The organism is Chromobacterium sp. ASV23, from assembly GCF_016428945.1.
GTDB classification, from domain to species: Bacteria; Pseudomonadota; Gammaproteobacteria; order Burkholderiales; family Chromobacteriaceae; genus Chromobacterium; species Chromobacterium sinusclupearum.
The window spans coordinates 101,993-116,788 of sequence record NZ_JAELTR010000004.1; the positions used below are offsets into that span (position 1 = coordinate 101,993).

22 protein-coding genes are annotated in these 14,796 nt (G+C 62.8%); 16 read left to right on the forward strand and 6 right to left on the reverse strand.

Annotated elements, in window-relative coordinates; all coding sequences use genetic code 11:
- Positions 1-25 precede the first annotated feature (25 nt).
- From JHD59_RS03370 to JHD59_RS03415, 10 genes are all read left to right on the forward strand, one after another.
- The gene (locus JHD59_RS03370; protein WP_199153145.1) at positions 26-817 is read left to right on the forward strand and encodes an inositol monophosphatase family protein; all 792 of its coding nucleotides are present in this window, start codon (positions 26-28) and stop codon (positions 815-817) included.
- A 135-nt stretch (positions 818-952) separates the two neighbouring features.
- Positions 953-2,431: a multicopper oxidase family protein gene (locus JHD59_RS03375; protein ID WP_233163871.1), complete on the forward strand. Its 1,479-nt coding sequence runs from the start codon at positions 953-955 to the stop codon at positions 2,429-2,431.
- 55 nt (positions 2,432-2,486) lie between these two features.
- A complete protein-coding gene (locus JHD59_RS03380; protein WP_103321006.1) occupies positions 2,487-2,813 on the forward strand; it encodes a metal-sensitive transcriptional regulator in 327 nt (108 codons plus the stop codon).
- A 15-nt stretch (positions 2,814-2,828) separates the two neighbouring features.
- Positions 2,829-3,131, forward strand: coding sequence for a hypothetical protein (locus JHD59_RS03385; RefSeq protein ID WP_199153147.1), 303 nt, complete (start codon positions 2,829-2,831; stop codon positions 3,129-3,131).
- Positions 3,132-3,287: 156 nt separating this feature from the next.
- Complete coding sequence (gene rpsF / locus JHD59_RS03390; protein WP_071109338.1) at positions 3,288-3,662, forward strand: 30S ribosomal protein S6; 375 nt, start codon at positions 3,288-3,290, stop codon at positions 3,660-3,662.
- 18 nt (positions 3,663-3,680) lie between these two features.
- Complete coding sequence (gene priB, locus JHD59_RS03395) at positions 3,681-3,980, forward strand: primosomal replication protein N (protein WP_071109339.1); 300 nt, start codon at positions 3,681-3,683, stop codon at positions 3,978-3,980.
- A gap of 5 nt (positions 3,981-3,985) precedes the next feature.
- Positions 3,986-4,213, forward strand: a complete 228-nt coding sequence (rpsR, locus tag JHD59_RS03400; RefSeq protein ID WP_011137185.1) for a 30S ribosomal protein S18 — start codon at positions 3,986-3,988, stop codon at positions 4,211-4,213.
- Between the two features lie 22 nt (positions 4,214-4,235).
- Positions 4,236-4,685, forward strand: coding sequence for a 50S ribosomal protein L9 (rplI, locus tag JHD59_RS03405; RefSeq protein WP_043624291.1), 450 nt, complete (start codon positions 4,236-4,238; stop codon positions 4,683-4,685).
- 126 nt (positions 4,686-4,811) lie between these two features.
- Positions 4,812-5,720, forward strand: a complete 909-nt coding sequence (locus JHD59_RS03410; protein WP_199153148.1) for a GNAT family N-acetyltransferase — start codon at positions 4,812-4,814, stop codon at positions 5,718-5,720.
- Positions 5,721-5,808: 88 nt separating this feature from the next.
- Complete coding sequence (locus JHD59_RS03415) at positions 5,809-7,119, forward strand: anaerobic C4-dicarboxylate transporter family protein (RefSeq protein WP_199153149.1); 1,311 nt, start codon at positions 5,809-5,811, stop codon at positions 7,117-7,119.
- Position 7,120: 1 nt separating this feature from the next.
- Here the strand turns inward: JHD59_RS03415 and JHD59_RS03420 are convergent, their stop codons facing one another.
- The 3 genes from JHD59_RS03420 to JHD59_RS03430 all read right to left on the reverse strand — a co-directional run bounded on the left by JHD59_RS03420 (position 7,121) and on the right by JHD59_RS03430 (position 8,773).
- Positions 7,121-7,450, reverse strand: a complete 330-nt coding sequence (locus JHD59_RS03420) for a DUF2322 family protein (RefSeq protein ID WP_103320845.1) — start codon at positions 7,448-7,450, stop codon at positions 7,121-7,123.
- 363 nt (positions 7,451-7,813) lie between these two features.
- Positions 7,814-8,365, reverse strand: a complete 552-nt coding sequence (locus JHD59_RS03425; protein WP_199153150.1) for a hydrolase — start codon at positions 8,363-8,365, stop codon at positions 7,814-7,816.
- A 78-nt stretch (positions 8,366-8,443) separates the two neighbouring features.
- Positions 8,444-8,773, reverse strand: coding sequence for a hypothetical protein (locus JHD59_RS03430; protein ID WP_103320843.1), 330 nt, complete (start codon positions 8,771-8,773; stop codon positions 8,444-8,446).
- A gap of 95 nt (positions 8,774-8,868) precedes the next feature.
- On the opposite strand from JHD59_RS03430, the gene JHD59_RS03435 reads away from it, so the two are divergent.
- From JHD59_RS03435 to JHD59_RS03455, 5 genes are all read left to right on the forward strand, one after another.
- Positions 8,869-9,612 carry an AraC family transcriptional regulator gene (locus JHD59_RS03435; RefSeq protein WP_199153151.1) on the forward strand — a complete coding sequence of 248 codons (744 nt, stop codon included), beginning with the start codon at positions 8,869-8,871 and terminating at the stop codon, positions 9,610-9,612.
- Between the two features lie 93 nt (positions 9,613-9,705).
- Entirely contained in the window at positions 9,706-10,230 is a 525-nt protein-coding gene (locus JHD59_RS03440; RefSeq protein ID WP_199153152.1) for a GNAT family N-acetyltransferase, read from the forward strand.
- Positions 10,227-10,733 carry a GNAT family N-acetyltransferase gene (locus JHD59_RS03445; RefSeq protein WP_199153153.1) on the forward strand — a complete coding sequence of 169 codons (507 nt, stop codon included), beginning with the start codon at positions 10,227-10,229 and terminating at the stop codon, positions 10,731-10,733. The genes JHD59_RS03440 and JHD59_RS03445 overlap by 4 nt, the downstream gene beginning before the upstream one ends.
- Positions 10,730-11,233, forward strand: a complete 504-nt coding sequence (locus JHD59_RS03450) for a GNAT family N-acetyltransferase (protein WP_199153154.1) — start codon at positions 10,730-10,732, stop codon at positions 11,231-11,233. Before JHD59_RS03445 ends, JHD59_RS03450 begins: the two co-directional genes overlap by 4 nt.
- Positions 11,226-11,759 (forward strand): 2'-5' RNA ligase family protein, encoded by a 534-nt coding sequence (locus tag JHD59_RS03455; RefSeq protein WP_199153155.1) that lies wholly within the window; start codon positions 11,226-11,228, stop codon positions 11,757-11,759. The genes JHD59_RS03450 and JHD59_RS03455 overlap by 8 nt, the downstream gene beginning before the upstream one ends.
- 67 nt (positions 11,760-11,826) lie before the next feature.
- Here the strand turns inward: JHD59_RS03455 and JHD59_RS03460 are convergent, their stop codons facing one another.
- Positions 11,827-11,985, reverse strand: a complete 159-nt coding sequence (locus tag JHD59_RS03460; RefSeq protein WP_199153156.1) for a hypothetical protein — start codon at positions 11,983-11,985, stop codon at positions 11,827-11,829.
- Positions 11,986-12,160: 175 nt separating this feature from the next.
- Between JHD59_RS03460 and JHD59_RS03465 the strand changes: the two genes are divergently transcribed.
- On the forward strand, positions 12,161-13,060 hold the full coding sequence (locus tag JHD59_RS03465) for a LysR family transcriptional regulator (RefSeq protein WP_199153157.1): 900 nt from the start codon (positions 12,161-12,163) through the stop codon (positions 13,058-13,060).
- 84 nt (positions 13,061-13,144) lie between these two features.
- Here JHD59_RS03465 and JHD59_RS03470 read toward each other — a convergent pair whose 3' ends face one another.
- Together JHD59_RS03470 and JHD59_RS03475 are read right to left on the reverse strand one after the other, a co-directional pair.
- Complete coding sequence (locus JHD59_RS03470; protein WP_199153158.1) at positions 13,145-13,321, reverse strand: hypothetical protein; 177 nt, start codon at positions 13,319-13,321, stop codon at positions 13,145-13,147.
- A gap of 203 nt (positions 13,322-13,524) precedes the next feature.
- Positions 13,525-14,769, reverse strand: a complete 1,245-nt coding sequence (locus JHD59_RS03475; RefSeq protein WP_199153159.1) for a uracil-xanthine permease family protein — start codon at positions 14,767-14,769, stop codon at positions 13,525-13,527.
- Between the last annotated feature and the right edge of the window lie 27 nt (positions 14,770-14,796).

The window sequence follows — 14,796 nt, forward strand, 5'->3', positions numbered from 1 at the left end:
CATTGTTCAAGTGTAGAGGCCGTCAATGCATCCGATGCTCAATGTCGCGGTTAAAGCCGCTCGTCGCGCAGGCAGTGTTATCCAGCGCGCGTCGCTTAATCTCGATACCATCCGCGTAGAGAAGAAAAAGCACAATGACTTTGTGACCGAGGTGGATCGCGCTGCCGAAGAAGCGATCATCCAAACCATTCTCGAAGCTTATCCGAAGCACGCGATTCTAGCAGAAGAGTCCGGCGCCAAAGGCGTGGGTTCTTCTGAATACGAATGGATCATCGACCCGATCGACGGCACCACCAACTTCCTGCACGGCCATCAGCAGTATTCGATCTCGATCGCGCTGGCGCACAAGGGCCAGATCCAGCAGGCCGTGGTCTACGACCCGAGCCGCAATGATCTGTTCACCGCCTCGCGCGGCGTCGGCGCCTTCCTCAACGACCGCCGCATCCGCGTGTCCAAGCGCTTCATGATGAACGAGTGCGTGATTTCCACCGGCTTCCCGGTGGCCGATCAGAGCTATCTCGACCAGTACCTGGGCATGCTGAAGGACGTGATAGCCAAAACCGCCGGCGTGCGCCGCGAAGGCGCTGCTTCGCTGGATCTGTGCAATGTGGCCTGCGGCCGCGTCGAGGGCTTCTTCGAGCTGAACCTGAAGCCATGGGACATCGCGGCCGGCAGCCTGATCGTGCAAGAGGCGGGCGGCATCGTCACCGACTTCACGGGCGAACAAGGTTGGCTGGAGTCCGGCGACATCGTGGCCGGCAGCCCGAAAGTCCTGGCCCAGTTGCTGCAGCTGCTGACCCCGCACGTCGCCAAGTAAGCAAACATCTTTCCCAAAACGGCAAGCTCAGGCTTGCCGTTTTTTTTATGCCTGCACGGTTGTGGCGCGGAACCGCTGGCATCGTTGGCGCTCTATGTGCAATATACCTATGTGGGGTATCAATGGGAGCGAATGATGCAACGACGTCGGTTGATGCAATGGGGCGCCGCGCTGGCGCTGTCGCCATGGATGATCCGCTCCGCGCGGGCCGATACGGCTCAGGCGGCGCATGGCGCGGAGTTGGCTGGGGCCAGCATGCCTGGAGCCCAGGCTCTGGGCATGCCGAGCGGCGGCGCGCTGCCGGAGGGGCTGCGTTTGCCGCTGGAGCGCAAGGACGGCGTCTGGCAGGGTTGTTTGACCGCGGCGCCGCTGAACCTGCCCCTGCTGCCGGGAGGGAAGCCAACGGCTTTCTGGGCCTATAACGACAGCGTGCCGGGGCCGGCTATCGAGTTGTTTGAAGGCGAGACGCTGGCGTTGCGCTTCGAAAACCGTCTGCCCCAGCCGACCACCGTGCATTGGCACGGCCTGCCGATTCCGGCCGACCAGGATGGCAATCCGCATGACGCGGTGCAACCGGGACAGGCGCGCGAATACCGTTTCACGCTGCCGCCAGGCAGTGCCGGCACGTATTGGTACCATCCGCATCCTCATGGACATACGGCGGAGCAGGTGTATCGCGGCCTGGCGGGTGTGTTCGTGGTGAAAAGCCGCAGTGATCCCTTGGCTCACCTGCCGGAGCGCTGGCTGGTGTTGTCCGATCTGAAGCTGGATGGCGATGGGCAGATCGCCGCCAATAGCGAAGCCGACCGGATGGATGGCCGCGAAGGGCAGTTCGTGCTGGTCAACGGCGTATGGCAGCCCAGAATGACGCTGGGCATGGGCGAGCGCCAGCGGTGGCGGGTGTGGAACGCCACCAGCGCGCGGGTGCTGAAGCTGGCGCTGCCGGCGCATGAAGTCTGGCTGGTCGGCATCGATGGCGGCCTGATCGAACGGCCGCGACGCATGGAATATGTATTGCTGCCGCCCGGCGCGCGGGTGGAGCTGGCGGTGACTGGCCGTTTCGCGCCGGGCAAACCATCCGGATTGCTGGCATTGCCGTACGCCCGCGGCAAGATGATGGGGCCGGAGCAGGACCAGGCCTTGCCGCTGCTGAGCATCGAGGCGGGCGCGGCCGTGGCCACCGCCGCGTTGCCGCGTCGCCTGGGCAGGGTGGCGGCTTTGCCCAAGCCTGCGGTCCGGCGGCGCGTGGCGTTCAGCGAGGATATGGCCAATCCGGCGGCCATGTTCCTGATCAATGGCCAGACCTTTGACATGGACCGCGTGGATTTCATCGGCAAGGTGGGCGAGGTGGAAGAATGGGAGATTGATAATCAGGCCGATATGGATCATCCCTTCCACCTGCATGGCACCCAGTTCCAGGTGACCGAGCGGCACGATGGCAAGGGCTGGAAGAAGGAGCCGTATCTGGCCTGGCGCGACGTCGTCAACGTGCCGCCGGAGCAGAAGGTGAGGCTGCGCTTCCGCCAGGAATTGCCTGGGCCGAGGATGTTTCACTGCCATATTCTGGAGCACGAAGACGCCGGCATGATGGGCGTGCTCGATGTGCGCGCCTGATGCCGGGCGGCATGAGAATCGGCGATAATGCCGCATTGACTGATCGGGACTGATGATGACCGACTCCACCCATACAAAAGATGATTGCTGCCACGAACACGCGCCTGCCGAACGCACGGTGGTGCAGCCGGGCAAGGCCGCCTTGTTGAAGCGGCTGGCTCGGATAGAGGGACAGGTGCGCGGCATCAGCGGCATGATCGAATCGGATCGCTACTGCGTGGACGTGCTGACCCAGGTGGCGGCGGTGAAGTCGGCGCTGGACGCGGTGGCGCTGCAGTTGCTGGAAAACCACATGAAGGGCTGCGTCTCCCGCGCCATGCAGCAGGGCGACGCCACCGGCATGGTGACCGAGCTGATCGACGTGGTGAAAAAAATCCGCTGAGGCGGGAGGAAACCAATGAAAACACTGTTATGGCTGGCCGTTCTGCTGGCCGGCGCCGCCCAAGCCGCGCCGATTCCGTTTGCGACTTATATCCGGCTGCACAATGGCATGCAGGAGGCCGAGCTGATTTCCAAGGCCGGCGCGCCGGATTACGCCAGCGACGGCCCGCAGACTAAAAGCTTGAGCGGCAATGGCACGGTGACGGTGGACAGCACGCGCGTCCTCACCTGGCTGGCTAACGACCAGTTGCCTTACACCACCACGGTCACCGTGAAAAACGGTGTGGTGACGGATATCAGCCGCAGCAAAAAGTTGTAAATCCGCATCGGCCACGGCGCCGGCCGAGCACGTATCCGCAAAATCTACCGACTGATGTTTGCCTAGCTGCGGCAAAGTGCGTAGAATGCTGCGGTTTACTACCTTGCCTTTTGCAACCGCATGGCAAAAGGCTACGAATAGCCAAAAGGAGTTCGCATGCGTCACTACGAAATCGTGTTCATCGTGCACCCGGACCAGTCCGAACAGGTTCCGGCCATGATCGAGCGCTACAAGGGCATGGTTCTGGCCGCTGAAGGCAAGATCCACCGTCTGGAAGACTGGGGCCGCCGTCAACTGGCTTACCCGATCCAAAAGCTGCACAAAGCTCACTACGTTCTGATGAACGTTGAGTGCCAGTCGGAAACCCTGGCCGAGATCGAGCACGCCTTCAAGTTCAACGACGCTGTTCTGCGTCACCTCAGCATCAAGCTGGATCGCGCCATCACCGACGCGTCCCCGATGATGAAGGACGAAAAGGCGAAGAACCTGCTGGACGCCCAGCCGGCCGCCGAGACTGAAGCTTCTGCCTAATAGGCAGAGGTAACGGTCTTGCAGAATCGTCTGCTACTGACCGTCACGGTTGAGCGCGAAGATGCGCTGAGATACACCCCCGCCGGCTTGCCGGTGCTGGAGATGTGGCTCAAGCATCAGTCCCGGCAAAGCGCCGGGGGCTTCGAGCGTGATGTGGCCTGCGATATACAGGCCGTATGGATAGGCGAAGACGCCCGGAAACATGCCGGGAAGCTGGCGGGGCAGGTGATGAATGTCACCGGATTCCTGGGCCAGCGCAGTCTGCGCAATCCGCGGTTGGTACTCAATATCGAATATGTTGAATTTGTAAAAGGTTAGTCAAAATGGCTCGTCAACTCTTCAAGCGCAAGAAGTTCTGCCGCTTCACGGCAGAAGGCATCAAGGAAATCGACTACAAGTCCGTTGATCTCCTGAAGGATTTCATCGCCGAAAACGGCAAAATCATCCCGGCTCGCATCACCGGCACCAAGGCCCGCTACCAGCGTCAGCTGACCACCGCTATCAAGCGTGCTCGCTTCCTGGCCTTCCTGCCGTACACCGACCAGCACTAAGACCGGGAAAGGAACTTAAGAGATGCAAATCATTCTGCTCGAAAAAGTTGCCAACCTGGGTCAACTGGGTGACGTGGTGAATGTGAAGAACGGCTTCGCCCGTAACTTCCTGATCCCGCAAGGCAAAGCCAAGCGCGCTACCGAATCGAACCTGAAAGAGTTCGAAGCTCGTCGCGCCGATCTGGAAGCCAAGCAAGCCGCCATCCTGGCCGACGCCAAGGTACGCGCCGAGAAGCTGAACGAAGCCGTGATCACCATCGCCCAGAAGGCGGGTGTGGACGGTCGTCTGTTCGGCTCCGTGACCAACGTTGACGTTGCTGAAGCGGTTACCGCTTTCGGCGTCGAAATCAAGCGTCACGAAGTTCGCCTGCCGAACGGCCCGTTCAAGGCCATCGGCGAATACGACATCGAGATCGCCCTGCACCACGACGTGGTTGCTCCGATCAAGGTGGTTGTGGTCGGCGAAGCTTAATTCCTGTTTCAGGAAGCTTAGCGAAAAGCCCGCTTCGGCGGGCTTTTTCACGCCCATGGAAAATTTGGTTGTGCAATGCAACCAAATGCCTTTATGGTTGCGTTATGCAACTATTAGGGGTGAGCCATGGATGAACGTGAACTGCGCGGCCTGTCGCGCGATATCGTCAGGGAGCTGGGCATGCTGGCCGGCCGTTGCGGCGACGTCGAGCTGAGTCCGGTGGAGGCGCATCTGTTGATCGAGCTGGAGGCCGGGCCGGCCAGCAATCAGCAGCTGGCGGACCGGCTGCGCGTGGACAAGTCCAATAGCAGCCGGCCGCTGCAGCGCTTGGCGGAGCGCGGCCTGATCGCCTGGCGCGATTGTCCGGCCGATGGCCGCAGCAAGCTGGCTGACTTGACCGGTGCCGGCCGCGACTGGCTGCGGCGGCTGCACGCGGCGATGGACGCAGACATGGCGCGGGTGCTGCTGCAGCTGGACGAGGCGGAGCGGGCAAGGCTGGAAGAGGGGCTGCGGCTGTACCGGCGCGCCCTGCAGCATGCCGGCAGGCAGCAGGGCTATGTCATCCGGCCGCTGGCGGCGGCGGACAATGGCGCGCTGGCGGCGCTGATTCGGCAGGTGTCGGCCGAATACGGGCTGGGCCAAGGGTGCGGCTTCATGGACCCGCAGCTGGACGCGCTGTTTTCCGTGTATAACCGCGTCGATTCGCGCTATCTGGTGATTGTCGGCCCGGATGGCCGGCTGCTGGGCGGCGGCGGCATCGCGCCGCTGGCCGGCGGAGAAAAAGGCGTGTGCGAACTGCAGAAAATGTACTTCGACGCCGCGCTGCGCGGGCGCGGCTTGGGCCGGCGCCTGCTGCGGCAGCTGTTGGCCAAGGCCAGGGCGCTGGGTTATCGCCAGTGCTATCTGGAAACTACGGCGGCGCTGGCCGAGGCTATTTGCCTGTATGAAGCCGAGGGCTTTGTCCGGCTGCCGGCGCATTGGGGCGCGACTGGCCATGATGCCGGTTGTGAGATCGCGATGGCGCGCGCCTTGTGAGCGGCATATAAGCCAGCCCTGATCCTGGACAAGCCGCCGTTCCGTTTATCTTGCGACAATCGGGTTCTGTGATAAGGGGAGCGGCATCATGGTTTACCTGCAACTTCTAGTCGTGCTTGGGTCGATTTTCCTTGGCGTGCGGATGGGCGGCATCGGCCTGGGGGTGACCGGCGGCGCCGGGCTGTTCATCCTGACTTTCGTCTTCGGCCTCAAGCCTGGGCACGCGCCGATAGACGTCATTCTGATCATCATCTCGGTCATCACCGCGTCGGCGGCGTTGCAGTCGGCCAAGGGGCTGGACTACATGGTGGAGGTGGCGGCGCGCTTCCTCAGGCGCAATCCGCGGCATATCGTGCTGCTGGCGCCGCTGGTGGGCTGGCTGTCCACCTTTCTCGCCGGCACCGGCTTTATCGCCTTGGCGCTGATGCCCATCGTGGTGGAAGTGGCGGAGAAGACTGGCATCCGCCCGGAACGGCCGCTGGCCGGGCTGACCGTGGCCTCGCAAAACGCCATCGTCGCCTGCCCGGTGTCGGCCGCCACCGTGGCGCTGGCCACGGTGCTGGCGCCGCATGGCGTTGCCCTGACCGACATCATCATGATCAGCATTCCGGCGACGCTGTTGGGTGCCTTGGCCGGCGGCCTGGTGATGCTGCGCTATGGTTGCGAGCTGGCCGATGATCCGGTGTACCGGCAACGGCTGGCAGCCGGCATGATCGCGCGGCCGCAAAGCGCCGATGCGGCCGACCTGCCGCGCGGCGCGGCCTGGTCGGTGTACGGCTTCCTGTTTACCGTCGCGCTGATCGTGTTGCTGGCGGCCATGCCGCAGCTGCGGCCGGCCTGGCCCGGCGCCAAGGGTATGGAGCCGGTGGCGATGGTGGATGTGATCCAGATGTGCATGCTGAGCTATTCCGCGCTGGCGGTGCTGCTGTGCAAGGCTGATTTGCAGGCCATGGTGTCCGGCAGCATGTTCCGTTCCGGCGCGGTGGCGGCGGTGACCATCCTGGGCGCGGCCTGGATGAGCGATACCTTCATCCAGGGCAATCTGCCGCTGTTCAAGCACAATATCGTCAGCATCATCGAAGCCGCCCCCTGGCTGTTCGCCTTCGCGGTGTTCACCATGGCGGTGATCCTGTTCAGCCAGGGCGCCACCACCAAGGTGATGATGCCGCTGGGCGTGTCGCTGGGCATCGCCGCGCCGGTGTTGATCGCTATCTATCCGGCAGTGGTGGGGGTGTATGTGCTGCCCAGTTATCCCAGCCTGATCGCGGCGGTGGAGATGGATTACACCGGCACCACGCGCATTGGCCGTTGGGTATTCAACCACAGCTTCATCGTGCCGGGGCTGGTCAGCACCACGGTGTCAATTGCCGCGGGTTTTGCGCTGATGGCGCTGCGTTGATTCAGTCTTCCGCTTTCAGCACCACGCGGGCGCGCAGGCCCGGCGCGCCGTGTTCGGCAATGGCCAGCAGGCGGTCGATATTGGGATGGCTGCCGGGCTGGCTGCGCGCGGCGGCGGTATGCTCGGCAAACAATTCCAGCCCTTCGCGCGCCGCCTTGCGGTCGATATGGCCATGGCGCTTCACCAGCGCATGGTAGACGCGCAGCGAGCCCGCGGTGCCCGGGCGGTTTTCCAGCCGGTGCAGCGCCTCGCCTTCAGGGCTGAGCAGCACGATGGCGTCGATGCCGTCGGTGGCGGGGAGGGTTTGCAGCAGATCCTGGAACGAAGTCATGGGCATTCTCCTTGTTATGTGTGCTTTGCTTTTCCTGTTTAGGATAAGGGCGAAAGATGACAGTTCCAGTGCAGACGTGTCAGTTATCTGACAGGAAATATTAATTTCTGTTTCATTTTGGTGCCATGTCATGAATCTTTGCACCATTCAGGTGCTTGCTGGCTGTGAGATGGCGTAATGCGCCCGTCAAAACCGCGATTTTGAGCATGCAAAAGCTGGCACGCTGTTTGCTAAGTATTGGGCAAGCTAGTGAGCAGGACCGCAAGGTCCGCGCGCCGGTCTGCAAAGGGGAGGATGAGAGCGGCAAAGCCGCCATTGGACGGGGTTGTCGAAGAGGTAAGCTTCGACAACCCCGATTCATTTTCAGGGCTGCTCGCCCACCAGATAGCGCTGGCTCATCTGCTTGAAATGCTCGCTGCCGGATTGTTCCAGCAGTTCGAACAGCACCATTTCCCGGCTGACGATCACTGCGCCGGCCGCGCGCATCCGGCCAACCGCCAGCTCGATGTCGGACGGTTTGCGGCTGGAGATGGCATCGGCCGCCACAAACACTTGCTTGCCGATAACCAGCAACTGCAGCACCGTCTGCAGCACGCAAACATGGGCCTCCATGCCGCATACGATGATCTGCTGCCTTTCCATCAGCGCCGGCGGCAGACACTCTGCCGCCACGCAGGAAAAGTGCAGCTTATCCACTACCTGAGCTTGCGGCGCGGCTTCGCGCAGCACCGCCAGCGTGCCGCCCAGGCCGCGCGGGTATTGCTCGGAAAACACGATGGGCAGGCCGTGGTCGCGCGCCACGGCAATCAGCCAGCGGCTGCGCGCCAATAATCCGTCCGCATCGTGCACCGCCGGCAGCAGCTTGTCCTGGATGTCCACCACCAGCAGGCCGGCGTTCTGTTTTTGCATCAGCATGATCCACTCCAGTCGATTTGAAGCTACAGCTTAACGCCAAATACCTCAGGAGTGGGCCGGGATGGCCTGCGAGTAGGCTTATGTATTGGCGGCCTGTTCGTTCAGCCAGTCGCGCGCCAGCTCTCCGACCAGGCGGCGCCCGGGATTGTCGCCGCGCATCCATTCCTCAGGCGGGAACAGATCGAACAGGCCCACCTTGAACAAGGTCGGCACCGCCAGCGCCAATTGTCGTTCCACTTCGCCGCGCTCGCCCTGGTTGTAGGCGGCAAGGTTGACCAGCATGGTTGCTACGGTGCCGGTTTGCACCAGGCTGCCGTCGCGCAGTTTCACTGCGGGCAGCGTTTCGCCATCGGCGACGATTTTGTGGTTGATCGAGGAAAGTTCTTCGGTGTGTGCGATGTGGTTCATGTCGAGCTCCTTGGGTGGAATGAGCCCTCAGTATCGCGCTGGCGCGAATGGCCTGCTTTAAATATAGTGCCAATATATATCCAAAAAGAGCCAATATGGAGCAAGCCATTCTGTCCGGATTGACCATGACCGAGTTGCGGCATGGCGTCGGCGATCACACCGAGCGCCATGCCCACGCCGCGGGACAGCTGACCTGGGTGCGCGAGGGCGCGCTGGAATTGGAGGCGGAAACGGAACGCATCCTGCTGGCTGCGGACTGCGTCGGCTGGCTTCCTCCAGGGATGCCGCATGGCGCGCATTACCATGGGGCCTTGCGTGGCTGGAGCCTGCAATTGGATGCGGCGTGGCTGCCATCTGCTCCATCCGGTTTGCGGGTATGGCAGGCGACGCCGTTGTTGCAAGGGCTTTTCCTGCGCTTGGGAGACTGGCCGCGGCTGGCTGGCGATGAGGCGGCCCGCCGCGTGCTTGGCGTGCTGGCTGACGAGCTGGCCTGGGCCGAGCCATACCCGGCGGCGTTGGCCTGGCCAAGCCATCCGGCGCTGCGCAAATTGGCGCAGGCTTTGCAGAGCGAGCCGGCGCTGGATTGGGATTTGCAGCGCTGGGCCGAGCATATCGGCATGTCGCGCCGCAGCCTGATCCGCCACTTTCGCGCCGAAACCGGCATGGGCGTGGCCGAGTGGCGCGAGCGGCTGCGCATGTTGCGGGCGCAGGCGCTGCTGGCGGAAGGGCGATCAGTCAGTTACTGCGCGATGGAACTGGGTTATGCCGGCAGCAGCGCCTTCATCGTCGCCTTTCGCCGCTGTTTCGGCCAGACGCCGGGTAGGTTCTTGTCCGCATAAAAATTATATTGCAATGCACAATAATTATTTGGCATGATGATCTGCCGGGCCTGGCGGCGATCCCGCCGGCGCCCATCAACTCAGGAGACCACCATGTCCCAAGCCCATTCCTATTCCATCCGCGCCAGCGAGCCTTCCGACGCGGCGGCCCTCCACCGCATCAAGACCCAGCCCGGCGTCTACCCTGGCACCTTGCAGCTGCCTTACCAGCCGCTATCCGCCACGGAAAAACAGCTATTGGAACAGCCTGCGCATGTCCATGCGCTGGTCGCTTGCAACGAGGCGGGCGACGTGGTGGGCTGGGGTGGCTTGGTCGGCAACGACAGGGCGCGCACCCATCACGCCGCGAGCCTGTTCATGCTGGTGGACCAGGACTGGCAGGGTAGGGGCGTGGGCTCGGCCCTCATGCGGGCGGTGGTCGATCTGGCCGACAACTGGCTGGGCCTGATCCGCATCGAGCTGAAAGTCGTGCACGACAACGCGCCCGCCATCGCGCTGTACGAAAAATTCGGCTTCGAGTACGAAGGGCGGCTCAAGCGCGAAACGCTGCGGGCCGGCAAACTTGAGGACGTGCTGGTGATGTCGCGGCTGCACTGGCCGAGGAGGGCGGAATCATGAATGGCATCACCATACGTCATGCTGAAGTTGAAGATGCCGAGGCCATCCATGGGATGATGAGCGATGTTCGCACCTTCGGCACCATGCTGGGTTTGCCCTATCCCTGTTTGCACACTCGGCGACAGCGCATGGCCAAGCGCGATGCGAGCCGCGTCGAATTGCTGGCGGTATCGCCGACGGGCGAATTGGCTGGCTCCGTCATGCTGTTGCCCCATGACAAGCCCAGGCTGGCCGGCGCGGCGGAGTTGGGCATAGGCGTGGCGGCAGACTGGCAGGGACAAGGCGTAGGCACGCTGCTGATGCAAGAGGCGATGGCGCTGGCGGACAACTGGCTGGGTTTGCGCCGCATCGAGCTGACGGTGTTCGCCGACAACGCCCGCGCGCAGGCATTGTACCGCCGCTTCGGTTTTGAGCGCGAAGCCAGGCTGCGCGCCTACGCGCTGCGTGACGGGGCATATCACGACGTGCTGGCGATGGCGCGGCTGAGGGAGGGCGGTTTATGAGCGACTATCGAATTCGCCATGCCGAGCTGAATGACGCGGCCGCCTTGCGCGAGCTGATGGCGGACGCGAGCGTGGTGCGCAACACGCTGCAGATGCCGCACCCCTCGCTGAGCCATTGGCAGAAGAACATTCAGCGCTTGCTGGGCGAGGGGCGTTATCAGTTGGTATGCGTGGATGCGGCCGGCAGGCTGTTGGGCCATGGCGGCTTGTGGCGCTTGGGGGGAGAGCGGCAAAGGCATGGCGCTGGCTTGGGCATTGCGGTGCGCCGGGAATGGCAAGGCAAGGGCGTAGGCAGCGCCCTGATGGCGGCGATGATGGATTTGGCGGACAACTGGCTGGGCCTGCAGCGCATCGAGCTGGGCGTGTATCCGGACAACGCCGCCGCCATCGCGCTGTATCGCAAATTCGGCTTCGAAACCGAGGCCAGGCTGCGCGCCCATTCGCTGCGCGAAGGCGAGTATTGGGACACGTTGCTGATGGCGAGAGTGAGCCATGCTTGAATCTCGGGCGATTTATCTGGTGCTGGATGTGCCAACGCCCTTGAAAGAGCAAGTGCAGGCCCTGCGTGATACGGTTTGTCCGCGCAGCGCGCGGCTGCCGGTGGAAATCACGCTGGCGGGTTCGTCCGGCCTGGGGCCTATGCCGGCCGATACGTCGCTGGAGAGCATTGCGCAAGTGGTGGACGCGCTATGCGCTTGGCACCGTCCCTTCGACTTGCGCCTGGGGCCTGTCCATCGCTTCGCGGGGACTGGCATATACTATCTGCCGCCCTGGGATAGGCAGCCTTTTGATCGTTTGCACCAGGCTTTGGCGGTATCTGGTCTGCCTTGGCGGACTTCCGCTTTTACCTACGAGCCGCACTGCACCGTGCGCAATGGCCCGCCTTTGGGCGAGGTGGAGCACGGCTTGTTGATGGGGGCGGAAGCGCCTGCATCAAGTGCAAGGGTTGAGAGCTTGTCGGTGTATCGCTTGGACCGAAATAGTTTGGCGTGCGAGTGCCTGTACCGGAGCACGCTGTCAGCTTAAGCGGGGTGAAACAATAAAAAGCCGCGCGTTCCTCATGGAGCGCGCGGCTTTTGTTGGCTTGGGGCGCTTACTTTTGCGCCGGAGCCTGGACTTGGCTGGTCTGCGCAGTTTGGCCGTTCATGCGGTCGCGCATGGCTTTCATATTGTCGTAGCCGTCGCTGCCGGCTACGGCGGCGCCGGACAGCAGGATCAGGGACAGGGCGGCGATGGCGGTTTGCTTCAGCATGGTGGTTTCCTTTTTGATGTGTGTCCAGCAAACGGTTATGCATCAAAATTACTGATGCTGATTCTGTGGTTTTGCTGGTTTGCTCTTGACGGAATTCATTCTATGGTCAAGTTGTCTGCGATAAAATCGGAAAGAATCGAAGCAGGTTGTCAAAATTATTGAATGAAGTGGGTAGATGAAACTGACATTGGAAGCGTTGCAGGTGCTGGATGCGATCGAACAGCACGGCAGTTTCGCCGCGGCTGCGGAGGCCTTGTTCAAGGTGCCGTCGGCCTTGACCTATACCGTGCAGAAGCTGGAGCAGGGCCTGGGCGTGGCCATCTACGACCGCAGCGGGCATCGCGCCAGGCTGACGCCGGCCGGCGAGCGGCTGCTGAAAGACGGCCGCCACCTGCTGGACGCGGCGCGGCAACTGGAGTTGCGCGTCAGCAAGCAGGCGCAGGGCTGGGAGGATACCTTGCGCATCGTGGTGGGCGATCTGGTCGATTTCTCGAACTTGCTGCCGGCCATCGCGGACTTCGACAAGTTGGAATCGGCTACCCGCTTGTATTTCATCCGCGAGAGCTTTGGCGGCATCTGGGACGCGCTGTACGACGACCGCGCCGATCTGGTGATAGGCGCGCCGAATCAGCCGCCGCCGGGCGATTACTTCACCCGCAATATTGGCGACTACGACTTTGTCCTGGTGGTGGCGAAGGATCATCCCCTGGCCCGGGCGCCGGAGCCGGTGCCGCCGCATGTGCTGCGACGCCACCGCGCGGTGGCCGTTGGCGACACCTCTCGTCGCTTGCCGGCCCGCACCGGCGGTTTGCTGGAAGGACAGCCGGTATTGACGGTGCATGGCAGCCAGGCCAAGCTGCAGGCCATTTTGGCCGGCCTCGGCAGCGGCCATTTGCCGCGCTCGCATGTGCAGGCTTATCTGGAAAGCGGCCAACTGGTGGAGAAGGCGGAGGAGGAGAGCGGCAGTTTCCCGCCGATGTGCTTCGCCTGGAAACTGGAACAACCGGGGCGCGCCTTGCAGTGGTTCATCCAGCGGCTGGAGCGGGCAGTGACGAAGGGCGAACTGCGCGTTTAGGGCTGCTGACGTTTGCTTTGGCGCTTGGCCGTGCCGAGTGGAAATTGACGCCCGCCATGGATGGGGCGGGCGTCCAGGCATGGCTCAGCTGTTGGAAGCCATGGAGTTGACTTGCGGGATCATTGGCGCCGGTTGGCCGTGCAACTGGGCGTTCATCCTGCCGCGCATCGCCCACATATTGGAGAGCCCTTCGCTACCGGCCATGGCGGAGCCGGAAAGAAGAAGCAGGGTGAGCGCGCTGATGAAGATGGTTTTCAACATGGCTTTTTCCTTATTGCTTGAGTGGAATCCGGCCGTGTCAAGCCGCTGTGGGCAGGTGATGCTTGGTTGGGCAGCAGTTTGGCTCCGGTCAACTGCGCCGCGGCCACTTTGTAGCTGCGGCGCTGATTGACAGTGTAGATCGCGTCATGTCGTTTGACATGAGGATAGTTGTAAATGATTTTTAAAATCATGCGCTTGGGGCGCTAGATGTCCTGCCCTTCGACTATCCCATCATGCGCAGCGGCTTGGCGCGGCAGAATCAGGTTCAGAATGATGGCCAGCAAGGAGCACAGGCCCACGCCGGCCAGGGCGAAGTCGCCCAGCTTCAGCGTCAGTCCGCCGATGCCGGCGGTCAGCACCACCGAGATGATCACCAGATTGCGCGGCTCCATCAGGTCCACCTTGGCTTCGATCAGCGTCTTCAGGCCGATGGAGGCGATGGTGCCGAACAGCAGCACCATGATGCCGCCCATCACCGGCATCGGGATGGACTGCAACAGCGCGTTGAACTTGCCGAAGAAGGCCATGCAGATGGCGAACACCGCCGCCCAGGTCATGGTCACCGGGTTGAAGTTGCGAGTGATCATCACCGCGCCGGTCACTTCGGCATAGGTGGTGACCGGCGGGCCGCCGATCAGGCCGGCCACGCATACGCCCAGGCCGTCGCCGGCCAGCGTGCGGTGCAGGCCCGGCGTCTTGGTGTAGTCCTTGCCAGTCACGCCGCCGATGGCCATCACGCCGCCGATGTGCTCGATGGCCGGGGCGATGGCCACCGGCAGCATGAAGGCGGCCGCCGCCCAGTTGACTTCCGGGCTGTGGAAGGTGGGCATGGCGAACCATGGCGCGGCGGCCAGCTTGGCGAAGTCCACCGCGCCCATGAAGCCCGCGGCGATGTAGCCGACGGTGACGCCGGCAAGGATCGGCACCAGCTTGAACATGCCGCGCGCGTAGATGGAGACGACGATGGTGGTGGCCAGCGAAATGGCCGCCAGCAGCAGCGAAGTCTCATACGGCAGCACCTGCTTGCCGCCAGCCTGGCCCATGGCCATGCCGGAAGCGGCGGTGGCGACCGACAGGCCGATGATCATGATCACCGGGCCGATCACCACCGGCGGCAGCAGCTTGTTCACCAGCGCCATGCCGCGCCAGCGCACGATGGCGGCGAACACGAAGTACATGAAGCCGGCGGCGAACAGGCCGAACATGGTCGCGCCTGGTCCCCAGGTGTGCATGGAGTAAATGATGGGGCCGATGAAGGCGAAAGAGGAGCCGAGGAAGATCGGCACCTGGCGCCCGGTGCAGGCCTGGAACAGCAGGGTGCCGATGCCGGCGCCGAGCAGGGCCATGGCCGGATTCAGGCCGGTGAGCAGCGGCACCAGCACCAGCGCGCCGAAGGCGACGAACAGGATCTGGGCGCCGGACACCGCCAGCTTCAATTGTTGAATCATCATTCTTCCTTGTTTTCGTTTTGTAAT

Bases quoted from the DNA above. Each gene is read 5' to 3' on its own strand.
- JHD59_RS03370 (WP_199153145.1), top strand. From the start codon at position 26: ATGCATCCGATGCTCAATGTCGCGGTTAAAGCCGCTCGTCGCGCAGGC.
- JHD59_RS03375 (WP_233163871.1), top strand. From the start codon at position 953: ATGCAACGACGTCGGTTGATGCAATGGGGCGCCGCGCTGGCGCTGTCG.
- JHD59_RS03380 (WP_103321006.1), top strand. From the start codon at position 2,487: ATGACCGACTCCACCCATACAAAAGATGATTGCTGCCACGAACACGCG.
- JHD59_RS03385 (WP_199153147.1), top strand. From the start codon at position 2,829: ATGAAAACACTGTTATGGCTGGCCGTTCTGCTGGCCGGCGCCGCCCAA.
- rpsF (WP_071109338.1), top strand. From the start codon at position 3,288: ATGCGTCACTACGAAATCGTGTTCATCGTGCACCCGGACCAGTCCGAA.
- rpsR (WP_011137185.1), top strand. From the start codon at position 3,986: ATGGCTCGTCAACTCTTCAAGCGCAAGAAGTTCTGCCGCTTCACGGCA.
- rplI (WP_043624291.1), top strand. From the start codon at position 4,236: ATGCAAATCATTCTGCTCGAAAAAGTTGCCAACCTGGGTCAACTGGGT.
- JHD59_RS03410 (WP_199153148.1), top strand. From the start codon at position 4,812: ATGGATGAACGTGAACTGCGCGGCCTGTCGCGCGATATCGTCAGGGAG.
- JHD59_RS03415 (WP_199153149.1), top strand. From the start codon at position 5,809: ATGGTTTACCTGCAACTTCTAGTCGTGCTTGGGTCGATTTTCCTTGGC.
- JHD59_RS03420 (WP_103320845.1), bottom strand. From the start codon at position 7,450: ATGACTTCGTTCCAGGATCTGCTGCAAACCCTCCCCGCCACCGACGGC.
- JHD59_RS03425 (WP_199153150.1), bottom strand. From the start codon at position 8,365: ATGCTGATGCAAAAACAGAACGCCGGCCTGCTGGTGGTGGACATCCAG.
- JHD59_RS03430 (WP_103320843.1), bottom strand. From the start codon at position 8,773: ATGAACCACATCGCACACACCGAAGAACTTTCCTCGATCAACCACAAA.
- JHD59_RS03435 (WP_199153151.1), top strand. From the start codon at position 8,869: ATGGAGCAAGCCATTCTGTCCGGATTGACCATGACCGAGTTGCGGCAT.
- JHD59_RS03440 (WP_199153152.1), top strand. From the start codon at position 9,706: ATGTCCCAAGCCCATTCCTATTCCATCCGCGCCAGCGAGCCTTCCGAC.
- JHD59_RS03445 (WP_199153153.1), top strand. From the start codon at position 10,227: ATGAATGGCATCACCATACGTCATGCTGAAGTTGAAGATGCCGAGGCC.
- JHD59_RS03450 (WP_199153154.1), top strand. From the start codon at position 10,730: ATGAGCGACTATCGAATTCGCCATGCCGAGCTGAATGACGCGGCCGCC.
- JHD59_RS03455 (WP_199153155.1), top strand. From the start codon at position 11,226: ATGCTTGAATCTCGGGCGATTTATCTGGTGCTGGATGTGCCAACGCCC.
- JHD59_RS03460 (WP_199153156.1), bottom strand. From the start codon at position 11,985: ATGCTGAAGCAAACCGCCATCGCCGCCCTGTCCCTGATCCTGCTGTCC.
- JHD59_RS03465 (WP_199153157.1), top strand. From the start codon at position 12,161: ATGAAACTGACATTGGAAGCGTTGCAGGTGCTGGATGCGATCGAACAG.
- JHD59_RS03470 (WP_199153158.1), bottom strand. From the start codon at position 13,321: ATGTTGAAAACCATCTTCATCAGCGCGCTCACCCTGCTTCTTCTTTCC.
- JHD59_RS03475 (WP_199153159.1), bottom strand. From the start codon at position 14,769: ATGATTCAACAATTGAAGCTGGCGGTGTCCGGCGCCCAGATCCTGTTC.